Raw genomic sequence first — 12709 nt, forward strand, 5'->3', positions numbered from 1 at the left:
GCGGTTTGCCGCCGGGCGGTGACCCGCCAGGCCACATCATGACCGGTCAGCCCGGTTTTCTGCCAGGCTCACCGGCCATAACCCGACACCTGGAGGCGTTCATGACACGGCCGGCGCGCATACGCGGCGCGATGGCACTGGTGGCGGCGGGCATCCTCGCCACCGGTACGCTCACCACGATCGACCAGGCATGGGCCGCCCAGCCCCAGAACCCCGGCTCCACCCTGACGGGACGCCAGAGCGCCGCCCCGCACACCGTCACCCTGATCACGGGCGACCGGGTCCAGCTGGGCACCGGCACCGACGGCCGCACCGTCGTCACCGTGCTGCCCGACGAGCACGGCAACGTCCCGCTGACGTTCACCCAGCAGGAGAACGGCGACCAGTACGTCGTCCCGCAGCACGCCTCCGCCGCGCTCGCCGCCGGCACCGTCGACCGGCAACTGTTCAACGTCACCTCGCTGCTGCGCCAGGGCTACGACGACCAGAACGGCAAGACGTTCTCCCTGATCGCCACCTACCGGGACGCGAAGGCCGCCGACGCCAGCCCGCAGGCGCGCGCGAAAGCCTCGGGGACCAAGCGGCTCAAGGCAGTTGACGGCGTCGCGTTCGCCCCGGCCAAGGAGGACGCCGCCCGCACCTGGAACCAGCTGGTCGGGCCGGACGGCAAGGGCCGCGACGGCCTGACCAAGCTGTGGCTGGACCGCAAGGTCCGCACCACCAACGACGCCGAGACCAGGCAGATCGGCGCCCCCGCCGCGTGGGCCGCCGGGCTCGGCGGACAGGGCGTCAAGGTCGCCGTCCTCGACACCGGCATCGACGACCAGCACCCGGACCTCGCCGGACAGGTAGAGGGCCGCCGCAACTTCACCGGCGCGAACCCGGACACGCCCGACGAGGACGTCCACGACGCCGTCGGCCACGGCACCTTCGTCGCCTCCGAGATCGCCGGCACCGGCAAGGCGTCCGGCGGCAAGGAGCGCGGCGTCGCCGACCAGGCCCGGCTGCTGGTCGGCAAGGTGCTCGACGACGGCGGGTCCGGCACCGAGTCGCAGATCATCGCCGGCATGCAGTGGGCCGCCGACTCCGGCGCCGACGTCGTCTCGATGTCGCTGGGCAGCCCCGAACCCACCGACTGCACCGACCCGATGTCGGTCGCCGCGCAGCACATCGCCGAGCAGTCCAAGGCGCTGTTCGTGGTCGCCGCCGGCAACCTCGGCCAGTACCAGTCCGTCAGCTCGCCCGGCTGCACGCCCGCCGTGCTCACCGTCGGCGCCGTCGACGGCAAGGACAACACCGCCTCCTTCTCCTCGCACGGCTCCGTCACCGGCAGCCACACCCTGAAGCCGGAGATCGCCGCACCCGGCGTCGACGTCAAGGGCGCCGCCACCGGCGGACGCGGCGTCTACGCCTACACCTCGATGTCCGGCACCTCGATGGCCACCCCGCTGGTGGCCGGCAGCGCCGCCCTCGTCAAGCAGCGCCACCCCGAGTGGAACGCCGCGCAGATCAAGGCCGCCCTGGTGTCCTCCGCGCTGGCCACCGTCCCCGGCGACGTCCAGCAGACCGGCGGCGGCCGGCTGCGCGCCGACCTCGCCACCACGCAGAGCGTGCTCGGCGCACCCGCCGTCGGCTTCGGCGACTTCGCCTGGCCGCAGCAGAAGTCCGACACCCGCACCGTCCAACTCCCGTACACCAACACCTCCGACAAGCCCGTCACGCTCAAACTGACCGTGCAGCGCACCGACGGCGACGACGAGACGGCGATCACCTCGAAGGTCGTCAAGCTCGGCACCGACAGGATCACCGTCGCCGCCGGGGCCACCGCGCAGGTGCCGCTCACCCTCGACCCGACGTCACACCTGACGGGCGGCCAGTACGGCGACATCACCGGCCGGGTACTGGCCACCGCCGACAACGGGAGCACCGTCTCCACCCCGTTCAACGCCTACGTCGAACCCGAGACCCTCGCCGTCCGGGTCAAGCTGATCGACCGCGACGGCAAGCCCGCAGCGTCCGAGGTCGGCAGCAGCATCACCATGGTCGACCTCGGCCAGGCCACCGGCAGCCGGCAGGCCCCGAACGCCAACGGCGAGATCGTCTACCGGCTGCGCCCCGGCAGCTACTCGCTCAGCGGCTACGTGGTCACCCCCGAACGCGGCGACAGCAGCGGCGAGGCCGCCCCGAAGGCCGTCACCGCGCTCGCCATGCCCGAGATCCAGCTGACCAAGGACACCGTCCTCACCCTCGACGCCCGCCAGGCCACCCGGATCGAGGTGCAGGCCGAACGCGACCTCCGGGTCCGTGGCGCCTCACTCGAACTCGGCCGCTGGTGGGGCGACAAGTGGGTCGACTCCACCGGCGTGCGCACCGGCATGCTGCCCGTCGAACTCTCCGCCTGGGGCTCCGGCAAGGCCCGCACCGGCGGCTTCGAGTTCGGCAGCTACCTGCGGATGGCCGCCCCCGAAGTGGTGCTCAAGGGCGCCGGCCTCACCCTGGAACCGCACTACGCCCAGTTCGCCGCCGAGGCCCAACTGCCCGGCACCGGAAGCGCGTTGCTGGCCACCGCCGCCAGCGCCTCCGCGGCCGACCTGGCCGCCGCCGGCGTCAAGGGCAAGCTGGTCCTCGTCCCCGACGACGGCACCTCGCAGCGCGTCGTCTCCACCAACGCCAAGAACGCCGGCGCCGTCGGCGTCCTGACCTACCGCCAGAGCCCCGGCGTGTACGGCAAGAACGACGTCAGCCTGGACGCCCCCGTGCTGCCGATCACCGCCGCCGAGGCCGCCGCGCTGAAGACCGCCCTCGGCAAGGGCGCCGTCACCCTGGCATGGACCTCCACCGCCGACAGCCCCTACGTCTACAACCTGGCGTTCCACGACGCCGGTTCGATCGGCGCCAAGCAGCGCCACACCGTCCGCGACCGCGACCTCGGCACCGTCACCGAGAACTGGCACTCCACCGGCACGCCCGTCCGGATGAGCGACTACCTCAGCATCGAACGCCCGTGGAACCCGTACGCGGGCAGCGCCGTCGGCCAGGGCCTGGTCGCCACCCCGTTCACCCGCACCGCCCACTACACCGCCGACGACACCACCTGGCTGCACGACGGACAGAGCAGCTGGCCGTTCACCGAGTTCATGCAGGACCTGCCGCGCCGCTACCAGGCCGGACAGCAGCGCACCGAGGAGTGGTACCAGGGCGTGCTGCGCCCCACCGCCGGACGCGCCGCCGACGGCACCGCGCTGCTGGTCGGCGAACGCCAGGCCGACCTGATCGGGGTCGACTTCACCCGCACCCTGTGGGGCGACGGCAACGCCGACCACACCGGCAGCCAGTCCTACTTCGGCGACGCCGCCGGCGTCGAACTGTTCAGCGACGGAACCTCGTTGGGACGTTCCTGGTTCGGCCCGTCGTTCGTCTGGCAGCTCCCGAACGAGGCCAAGGACTACACCCTGGTGCTCGACCAGGCCCGGTTCTACCACCGCGACCTGTGGCAGCGCTCCACCGCCGTCCGCACCGAGTTCGGCTTCCGCTCGGCCACCGACCCGGCCGCGTACTCGCAGGCGCTGCCGCTGCTGTTCCCCGACTACCGGATCGACCTGGACGGCAACAACACCGCCGCCGCCGGACCACTGCGGATCGCGCTCTCCGCCACCGGCCAGAACGGCTTCACCCCCGGCCCGCTCACCACCGCCCAGCTCGCCTACTCCTACGACGGCGGCACCACCTGGACGGACGCCGCCGTCGGCGCCGACAAGGTCGCCACCCTCGACCACGCGGGCGCCGCCGGCAAGAAGGTCAGCCTGCGGATCACCCTGGCCACGGCGAACGGCACCAAGGTCACCCAGACCGTCACCGACGCGTACGCCGTGCGCTGACGTACCGGTAGCAGTCCACGCCACAGGCTCGGCAGGGATTCCCTGCCGAGCCTGTCCGAGGTGCCGGGGGGTCAGGCCGCGTCGGCCGGGAGCCGGTCGTCGGTGGGTGCGAGGCCGGCCGCGGGGCCGCCCGGGCTGGCGGTGGTGCGCAGGATCCCGGCGGCGGCGGCCGTGGTGGCGCACATCAGGGTGAGCAGCAGGAAGGTGCGGTTGAGGGCGGTGAAGTGGGTGAGCCAGCCGATGACGGCCGGTCCGGCGAGCATGCCGAGGTAGCCGAGTCCGGCGACGCGGGAGACGTTGGCGCCCGCGGCGGCGGGGTCGGCATGACCGGCGGCACTGAAGAGCTGCGGGACACAGCCGGACAGTCCGAGGCCGAACAGTGCCCAGCCGAGGAACGCGGCCCACACCCACGGGGCGAGCGCGGCGATCGTGATACCGACGGCGGCGGTGGCCGCGCCGTAGCGCAGGACGGCCGTCGGGCCGTGGCGGGTGACGACCCGGTCGGCCAGCAGGCGGCCGGTGGTCATCGCGGCGGCGAAGGCGCCGTACGCGAAGGCGGCGGTGGACGCGGGCGTGCCGAGCACGTCCTTGAGGTGCAGGGCGCTCCAGTCGTTGGCGGCGCCCTCGCACAGCATGACCATCAGCGCCAGCACGGCGAAGATCCGGATCTGTCGGCGGACCTTGCCGCTGTCGGCGGTCATGGGTGCTTCGGTGGTTTCCCCGCCCGGCTCGGCGGCCTCGGCGGCCGAGGCATCGGGCAGCAGGGCGCGGGCGGTGAGCAGGGCGGTGGCGAGGCCGAGCGCACCGAGGACGGCGAGCGTGGCCACCGGCCCGGCCCCGACGGCGGTGGCCGCGGCGGCGGCGCCGGCGGCGAGCACGCCGCCGACCGAGAAGGTGGCGTGGAAGCCGGACATGACGGGGCGCCCGTAGGCCTTCTCCACGTGTACGGCGTGGGCGTTCATGCTCACGTCCAGGCAGCCGTTGGCGAAGCCGAAGACCAGCAGCGCCCCGGCGAGCGTCCACGGGTTCGGCGCCAGGGCGGGCAGCACCAGGGACGCGGCGCACAGCGCGCCGGAGGCGGGGACGACGGTGCGGGCGCCGAGGCGGTCGGTCAGGCGGCCCGCGGCCCGCATGCCGCCGAAGGCGCCCAGGCCCAGCAGGACGAGCAGCCCGCCGAGGGCGGCGTGGCTGATGCCGACCCGGGCTTCGACGGCGGGGATGTGCACGACCCAGGCGCCCATCAGGGTGCCGCACAGGACGAAGTAGACGTAGGTCGCCACGCGGGCGACCCGGAGCGAGCGTTCCATGCCACCGACCATAACGAACATACTTGATGTGCGAAACCCTGATATCGAACAGCTTGCTTGTTCGCTCCGGGGTGCGGTTCAATTCCGGTATGAACACCGCGGCGCGCCACACCCTGATCGCCCAGACCGTCCGGGACGCGGGCAGCGCCACCGTCCTCGAACTCGCCGAACTCACCGGCGCCTCCGAGATGACCATCCGCCGCGACCTCGACACCCTCGCCACCCAGGGCGCCCTCGAACGCTTCCGCGGCGGCGCCCGCACCCTGCTGCTGCGCGGCGAGGAACCCCCCTTCGCACTGCGCGCCCGCGAAGCCGTCGACGCCAAACGCCGCATCGCCGCCGGCATCTCCGCACTCATCGCCGACGGCGAGACCGTCCTCCTCGACAGCGGCACCACCTGCCTGGAAGTCGCCCGCCTGCTGCGCGAACGACCCGTCACCGTGATGCCCCTGTCCCTGCCCGCCATCCACGTCCTCGGCGACACCCCCGGACCGGCCACCCTGCTCGTCCCCGGCGGCCGCCCCCGCGCCGCCGAGGGCGCTCTCACCGGCCCCCTCGCCCTCGCCTCGATCAACGCCCTGCGCTTCGACACCGCCGTCCTCGGCTGCTGCGCCCTCAGCGCCGCCGACGGCCTGACCGCCCACGACCTCGACGACGCCACCATGAAGAAGGCCGCCATGGCCGCCGCCCGCCGCACCGTCGTGGCCGCGGACGCCGGCAAGCTCGGCCGCACCGCCTTCGCCCACGTCGCCCCCGCCGCGAGCCTGCACACCCTCGTCACCGACACCGGCGCCCCCGCCGACGAACTCGCCGACGAACTCGCCGCGTTCGAAGCCGCCGGCACCACCGTCGTCAGCGTCTGACGCGGCGCACGCCCTCAGGCGGGCAGCCCGTGCAGGAACTCGGCCACCAGACGGTGCAGTTCGGCCGGGTGCTCCAGGTGGACGTCGTGGCCGGCGCCCGGCAGGCTCACCGCGTGCACGTCCGGACGCAGCGTCAACATCCGGTCGGCATCCGCGGCCGGAATGATGCCGTGCTGGCCGAGCACCAGCAGCGCCGGGCAGTGCGCCGCACCCGCCCAGTCGTCCCAGCGCTCCCGGACGGCGTTCTCGGCCAGCGCAGCCACCATCACCTCCGGATCGAACCGCGGCCACCAGCCGTCCGCGCGCTGCTCCAGACCGTCCGCCCACGCCACACCCAGCGGTCCGCCGCCGAAGAACCGCACCGCCGACGCGTGCTGCGCGAACGGCACCGGCCAGGCGGCCAGCATCTCCCCGATCTCGGCCGGCGCATCCGGCGACACCCCCGCGGCCGCCTCCACCAGCACCACCCCCGCGAACCGGCCCGGGTGCGCGGCCGCCGCCAACAGCGCGGTGTGCCCGCCCAGCGACTGCCCCACCAGCAGCGGACGCTCCAGCCCGAGCGCGTCCGCCACCGCGATCACGTCCGCCACGTACGCGTCCCGCCCGAGATCCCCCGGACGGCGGGTCGAACGGCCGTGACCACGCTGATCGACCGCCACCACCCGATGCGCCGGCGCGAGCGCCGCCGCCAGCGCGTCCCACTCGCCCGCGTGCCCCGCCAGCCCGTGCAGCAGCAGAACCGGCCGCGCCTGGGCCGCACCCGCCCAGTCCCGGCAGTGCAGTTCGACTCCGGCACCGGCCACCGTCCGGGCCGTCCACGGGCTCTGCGTGCTCATCCGCTCATCTCCCAACGCTGCGGGGCCGGTTGTCGGCCGCGGGGTGTGGGGCGACAATGCCACGCGGAGGCGATGTTGATCAATGACACTCGCCAGTAGCGAACGACTGTGACCAGCCGCGGGCGTGACGGACCGTCACTTGGGTGTCCGCCGGAGGTCTATCGTTCTGAACGCCGAACGTTCCGTGCCCGGAACGCCCGACCGAATTCCCTGCACCCCCAGGAGCCTTGGTGGAACCGACAGCCCCGCCCGCCCTGCCCGCCCGCAGCGCCCTGGTCGCCGACGCGCTCGCCGCCGCCGGCCTCCCCGGCACCGTCCGGGTGCTCGACGACTCCGCGCGCACCGCGGCCGAAGCCGCCGCCGCCCTCGGCTGCGAGGTCGGCGCCATCGCCAACAGCCTGGTCTTCCACTCCGACGGCGAAGCCGTACTCGTCCTCACCAGCGGCCGCCGCCGCGTCGACACCACCGCCCTCGCCACCCGCTGGGGCCGCGGACCACTGCGCCGCGCCACCCCCGAACAGGTCCGCGAAGCCACCGGCCAAGCCATCGGCGGCGTCGCCCCCACCGGCCACCCCCGCCCCCTCCCCACCATCGTCGACCAGGCCCTCACCGACTACCCCCAGATCTGGGCCGCCGCCGGCACCCCCCACACCGTCTTCCCCACCACCGCCACCGAACTCCTCCACCTCACCGGCGGCACCCTCCTCCCCGTCGGCCCCTGACAACCCGTCACGACGAACTCCGCCCCCTCGCAGCGAGTCCCGCCTCAGCCTCCGCGCCGGGCGGCCGGCCCCCCGCAGGGTCAGTCGTGGTGAGGGAGGCGCGGACGTGGTGGTGGCCGGCGCTGGCGAGTCTCGTCCCGCCGTTTCCTTCGCCGGAGGCGCCCCGCCGGGAGGGCGGCCGGCCCCCGCAGGGTCAGTCGTGGCTGAGGTAGGTGAGGACGGCGCGGACGCGGCGGTGGCCGGTGTCGGAGGGGGAGAGGGCGAGCTTGGTGAAGATGTTGCCGATGTGTTTGTGGACGGCGTTGTCGGTGATGAACAGGCGGGTGGCGATGGTGGTGTTGTCGTTGCCTTCGGCCATCAGGGCGAGGACTTCGCGTTCGCGGGGGGTGAGGGTGGCGATGGGGTCGTGGGCGGGGCGGGTGAGGAGTTGGGCGATCACCTCGGGGTCCATGACCGTTCCGCCGGCGGCGACCCGCCGCAGGGCGTCGACGAATTCGCTGACCCGGCCGACGCGGTCCTTGAGCAGGTAGCCGACGCCGCCGCGCCCGTCGGAGACCAGTTCGCCGGCGTATTGGCGTTCGACGTACTGGGAGAGCACCAGCACGGGCAGGCCGGGGTGGTCGCGGCGGGCCCGGATGGCCGCGCGGATGCCCTCGTCGCGGAAGCCGGGCGGGAGGCGGACGTCGACGATGGTGACGTCCGGCCGGTGCTCGGCGACGGCGGCGAGGAAGGCGGACGCGTCCTCGGCGATGGCGGCGACGTCGAAACCCTTGGCGGTGAGGAGGAGTTCGAGCCCGCTGGAGAGCAGCACGTTGTCCTCGGCGATCACGACCCGCACGGCAGCTCCACCTCGATCGTGGTCGGCCCGCCGACCGGACTGTGTACGTGCACCGCGCCGTCCAGTGCCAGCGCGCGGTGCCGGATCCCGGCGAGGCCGGTGCCGCGCGATTCGTCCGCGCCGCCCGACCCGTCGTCGGAGACCCGCACCGTCAACCGGCCGCCGTCCCGGCGTACTTGGACGACTGCCCGGGCCGCGCCGCTGTGTTTGGCGGCGTTGGTGAGCGACTCGGCGACGGTGAAGTATGCCACGGCCTCCACCGCCGCCGGGACGGAACCCAGGGGGCCGGTGTCGAGGTCGGTGTGGATCGCCGCCCCGGCGGCCAGTGCCGCCAGTGCCCCGGTGAGGCCGCGGTCGGCGAGGATCGGCGGGTAGATCGTCCGGATCACGGCGCGCAGTTCCGCCATCGCGTCCTCGGTGCCCTGCTGCGCCTCCGCCAGCAGCTTCGAAACGACCTCCGGCTCCTCGCCGAGCAGGTCGCGCGCGACCCCGAGCCGCATCGCGATCGCCACCAGCCGGGCCTGCGTGCCGTCGTGCAAGTCCCGTTCGATGCGGCGCAGTTCGGCACCGTGCGCGTTCATCGCGCCGACCCGGGTCTCGGTGAGTGCCGCGACCTGGACGGCCAGCCGCTCGGCCGCCGACGGCGACAGCAGCAGGACGCACAGCCGGGCGTGCAGCCGGGCCAGCGGCGGGACGGCGAAGTACGTCAGTGCCGCGAACACGGCCGCCTGCGCCGTCCCGAGCGTCAACGCGGTGCCCCAACCGGTCAGCGGGACGCCCGCCGCGAAGCCGCCCGCGCGGGTGCCGGGCGGCAGCGCCCACCAGAGCGGGACGGTGACGGCCGTGGTCAGCGTGTTGCCCGCGCACAGGACGGCGACCAACCCGAACGCCAGGCCGCCGACGGTGTTCGCCACGATCCACAGCAGCACCCGCCACCAGGAGACCCGGACCGGCCCGGAGGGCGCGTCGCACAGCAGCCGGTCCGCGCGCCGCCGGTGCCAGGCCGCCCAGCCACGCGCCGCCCGCGGTACCAGCAGCACCGGCAGCGCGACCGGCGTGGCCGCGCCCGTGCAGAGGCTGCCCAGCAGATACCCCAGGTCGCGCCACAACGCCCGCAGCCGGCCGTCCCGTTGATCACTCATTCGGGAAAGTCTGAGCCATCGTCACCGGGTTCGGCACTACAGCCAGCTGCACCCTTTTCCCACCAGTACGGGGTACCGACCGCGCACCCCGGCCAGGCCTAGCGTCAACGACCATGACGAGCACAACGACCATGACGAGCACAACGACCGAGACCCCCCGCCGCTCCCGCCGCCGCATCCTGCTGCCGGCCGTCCTCGCGGCCGGCGCCCTGACCGCAGGCCTGCTGGGCGCGAACGCCGCCGTCCAGCGACACGACGGCCCGCGCACCAACCCCCGGCTCCAACGCGACGTCGACGCGCTCACCGCCCTCGGCGTCACCGGGGTGCAGGCCCGCCTGACCGGCCCCGACGGCCCGGACGCGACCGCCGTCGGCGGCGTCGCCGACACCACGTCCCGCCAGGCCGTCCCCGCCGACGGCTACTTCCGGATCGCCAGCGTGACCAAGGCCTTCGTGGCCACCGTCGTCCTGCAACTCGTCGCCGACGGCAAGCTCTCGCTGGACGACACGGTGGAGAGCAGGCTGCCCGGCGTGGTGTCCGGCAACGGCAACGACGGGCGGGCGATCACCGTCCGGGACCTGCTCCAGCACCGCAGCGGCCTGCACGACGACTACCCGGACTACACCTCGGCGGACGACTTCCAGCAGCACCGCAACGACACCTACACGCCCCAGCAGACCGTCGCGCGGGCGATGGCCCACCAGCCGGACTTCCAGCCCGGCACCAAGTGGAACTACGACAACACCGGTTACGTGCTGCTCGGCATGATGATCGAGCGGGTCACCGGACACCCGTGGCACCAGGAGGTGCGGGACCGGATCGTCCGGCCCCTCGGCCTCGACCACACCTCCTGGCCGGGCACCAACCCGGCCCTCCCGCAGCCGCACGCCGCCACCTACCAGCGATTCCAGGACGGCGGACCGCTGGTGGACGTCACCGAACAGGTCGGCGCGGGCACCAACGGCGAGGCCGGCCTGATCTCCACCACCGCCGACCTCGGCCGCTTCCTCCAAGCCCTGCTCGGCGGCCGCCTGCTGCCGCCGGCCCAACTCGCGCTGATGCAGCAGACCGTGCCGGTCGGCGAGGACTTCGAGCAGCTGATGCCGGGCGCCCGCGACGGACTCGGCCTGTTCTCCCGCCCGCTGTCCTGCGGCGGCGTGTACTGGGGCCACGAGGGCGGCGACTCCGGCTGGATCACCGCCACCGGCGTCACCGCCGACGGCCGCCGGGCCGTCGCCGTCTCGCTGTCGGGCGTCCAGATCGCGGGCCCGGAGGACGTGGCGCGGATCGCCGCGGCCGAGAACAAGCTGGTGGACGACGCGCTCTGCGACGCGAAGGACAAGTGAGGGGACGGCCGGAACAGCCGCCGGCGCGGCGGCCGAAGCTGGTGGCGGACCGTCGAACGAGTCGCCCGTAGCGGTCGCTGAGGAGGCGGTCGAGCAGCCCGGCGAGCCGGGCGGGCCCGGCGGGGGAGAGCGTGGCGCCCAGCACCTCACCGGTCGGACCCTGCCCAGGCCAGCATGCCCGGAGCAGGCCATCGACGACCGGCAGCCCGATCTCGTTCCCGGACGCAACCAGACCGGAGGCGTCACCGTCCGAGCTGATGATCGCCATACGTATCATCGATCAGCATGGGCCCGGAAACGGGCGGGGCGGCCTCGGGCTGCCGGGGGGCAAGGGGGACGGACAGTGCGACGGGGAATCAAGGTGGCAGGCGCTTTCCTGGTGGCCGGCGCGGCCATCGGCGCCATGGCGGCCTGGGGCGACGGGAGCACGCCCGGCGAGGAGGCCGCCGAGTACGCCGCCGCCGCGACCACCGGGCTGCGCACCGACCTCGAACCGGTGGTGACGCGGTTCCACCGCTTCGGCGAGCTGGAGAGCGCGCAGTGGGTGATGCACTGGCCGCGCGACCTGCCCTGGACGCCGCAGTCGGCCCAGGAACGCCCGATGTTCGCGGTCCTGCACCTGAAGCCCGGTCAGGTCCAGCGCCTGCTCGACGGCCGGCGCGGCAAGCCCGCGGACGCGCCCGCCTTCGACACCGACGACCTGCCGGGCGGCGACGGCCTGCCCGCCTCACTCGCGCCGTACGTGCCGGCCGACGCCGCCTGGGTGGCCGTCCCCGAGCTCGACGAGGTGCTGGTGCGGGCACACCGCGGGGTGTCGGTGTCCTTCGACCCGGCGAGCGACACCGTCGTGATCCAGTGCATCGACGCGCTCGACCCGGACGAGGTGCAGAAGCGGACGGCGGAAGGGCAGACCTTCCTCATCACCCCGTCGCCGTTCGTGCTGCCGACCTGATATCTCGTTCCTCAGGCGTACCCGGACGGGACGGCTCATCCTCCGAGCTGATGATCACCGCAGTGCCGTCGGCCAGCATGGTGCCGACAAGCGGGCGTGGGTGGCTTCCGGGCCGTCCGGGGCGAGGGGGACGGACAGTGCGGCGAGGAACGATGTTGGCAATGGCTTTCCTCATTCTCGGCGCCCCCATCGGCGCCCTGACGGCCTGGGATCTCGCGAGCACCACGTCCGACCAGGCCGAGTACGACGCCCAGACCACCGGGCTGCGCACCGACCTGGTGCCGATGGTGACGCGGTTCCACCGCTTCGGTGAGCTGGAGAGTGCGCAGTTCGTGATGCACACGCCCGGCGCCCATGCCCGGGAGATGGTGCCGTTCCCGGACCAGCCGTATCCGCTGTACGCGGTGCTGCACCTGAAGGCCGGTCAGGTCAAGCACCTGCTCGACGGCCGAACCAGCAGCCCCATGGCCGCCCCCACCTTCGCCGCCGACGACCTGCCGACCGGCGGCCTCTCGGTGTTCACCGGCCCGCCGGGCGGCCTGCCCGCCTCGCTCGCGCCGTACGTGCCCGCGAACGCCGTCTGGGTGGCCGCCCCGGAGCTCAACAAGGTGCTGGTGAAGGCGGACGGCGAGGTGACGGTGTGGCTCGACCCGGCGAGCGACACCGCGGTGGTCTACTCCGTCAACCCCGATGACCCGGACGAGGTGAAGCAGATGGTGGACACCCAAGGCCACACCTCCCTCGTCACCCCGTCACCCTTCGCCCTCCCGTCCTGACAGCCCGCCGAAGGGCGGTGCGGGCGGCCGCGCATAGCATCGGGCTGTC

The 12709-nt window shown here is 73.6% G+C and carries 10 protein-coding genes; 6 read left to right on the top strand and 4 right to left on the bottom strand.

Annotation, left to right across the window (positions count from 1 at the left end; all coding sequences use genetic code 11):
• Nucleotides 1-101: 101 nt before the first annotated feature.
• Nucleotides 102-3878, top strand: a complete 3777-nt coding sequence (locus ACGFWJ_RS23700) for a S8 family serine peptidase (RefSeq protein WP_392952838.1) — start codon at nucleotides 102-104, stop codon at nucleotides 3876-3878.
• 71 nt (nucleotides 3879-3949) lie between these two features.
• Here the strand turns inward: ACGFWJ_RS23700 and ACGFWJ_RS23705 are convergent, their stop codons facing one another.
• Nucleotides 3950-5185 (bottom strand): MFS transporter, encoded by a 1236-nt coding sequence (locus tag ACGFWJ_RS23705; protein WP_392952840.1) that lies wholly within the window; start codon nucleotides 5183-5185, stop codon nucleotides 3950-3952.
• A gap of 89 nt (nucleotides 5186-5274) precedes the next feature.
• On the opposite strand from ACGFWJ_RS23705, the gene ACGFWJ_RS23710 reads away from it, so the two are divergent.
• A complete protein-coding gene (locus ACGFWJ_RS23710) occupies nucleotides 5275-6048 on the top strand; it encodes a DeoR/GlpR family DNA-binding transcription regulator (protein ID WP_392952843.1) in 774 nt (257 codons plus the stop codon).
• Between the two features lie 14 nt (nucleotides 6049-6062).
• On the opposite strand, the gene ACGFWJ_RS23715 is transcribed toward ACGFWJ_RS23710, so the two are convergent.
• The gene (locus ACGFWJ_RS23715; protein WP_392952845.1) at nucleotides 6063-6884 is read right to left on the bottom strand and encodes an alpha/beta fold hydrolase; all 822 of its coding nucleotides are present in this window, start codon (nucleotides 6882-6884) and stop codon (nucleotides 6063-6065) included.
• Nucleotides 6885-7114: 230 nt separating this feature from the next.
• Here ACGFWJ_RS23715 and ACGFWJ_RS23720 point away from each other — a divergent pair, with 230 nt between their 5' ends.
• Nucleotides 7115-7606, top strand: a complete 492-nt coding sequence (locus ACGFWJ_RS23720) for a YbaK/EbsC family protein (RefSeq protein ID WP_392952848.1) — start codon at nucleotides 7115-7117, stop codon at nucleotides 7604-7606.
• Between the two features lie 193 nt (nucleotides 7607-7799).
• On the opposite strand, the gene ACGFWJ_RS23725 is transcribed toward ACGFWJ_RS23720, so the two are convergent.
• Together ACGFWJ_RS23725 and ACGFWJ_RS23730 are read right to left on the bottom strand one after the other, a co-directional pair.
• Nucleotides 7800-8444, bottom strand: coding sequence for a LuxR C-terminal-related transcriptional regulator (locus tag ACGFWJ_RS23725; protein ID WP_387642281.1), 645 nt, complete (start codon nucleotides 8442-8444; stop codon nucleotides 7800-7802).
• Nucleotides 8432-9586 (bottom strand): histidine kinase, encoded by a 1155-nt coding sequence (locus ACGFWJ_RS23730; RefSeq protein WP_392952851.1) that lies wholly within the window; start codon nucleotides 9584-9586, stop codon nucleotides 8432-8434. The genes ACGFWJ_RS23725 and ACGFWJ_RS23730 overlap by 13 nt, the downstream gene beginning before the upstream one ends.
• A gap of 131 nt (nucleotides 9587-9717) precedes the next feature.
• On the opposite strand from ACGFWJ_RS23730, the gene ACGFWJ_RS23735 reads away from it, so the two are divergent.
• From ACGFWJ_RS23735 to ACGFWJ_RS23745, 3 genes are all read left to right on the top strand, one after another.
• Nucleotides 9718-10932 (top strand): serine hydrolase domain-containing protein, encoded by a 1215-nt coding sequence (locus ACGFWJ_RS23735; protein ID WP_392952854.1) that lies wholly within the window; start codon nucleotides 9718-9720, stop codon nucleotides 10930-10932.
• A 361-nt stretch (nucleotides 10933-11293) separates the two neighbouring features.
• The gene (locus tag ACGFWJ_RS23740; protein WP_392952856.1) at nucleotides 11294-11884 is read left to right on the top strand and encodes a hypothetical protein; all 591 of its coding nucleotides are present in this window, start codon (nucleotides 11294-11296) and stop codon (nucleotides 11882-11884) included.
• A 161-nt stretch (nucleotides 11885-12045) separates the two neighbouring features.
• Complete coding sequence (locus ACGFWJ_RS23745) at nucleotides 12046-12660, top strand: hypothetical protein (RefSeq protein ID WP_392952859.1); 615 nt, start codon at nucleotides 12046-12048, stop codon at nucleotides 12658-12660.
• The last annotated feature ends 49 nt before the right edge of the window (nucleotides 12661-12709 follow it).

This window comes from Kitasatospora sp. NPDC048407, assembly GCF_043200475.1.
In the GTDB taxonomy this organism is placed as follows: domain Bacteria; phylum Actinomycetota; class Actinomycetes; order Streptomycetales; family Streptomycetaceae; genus Kitasatospora.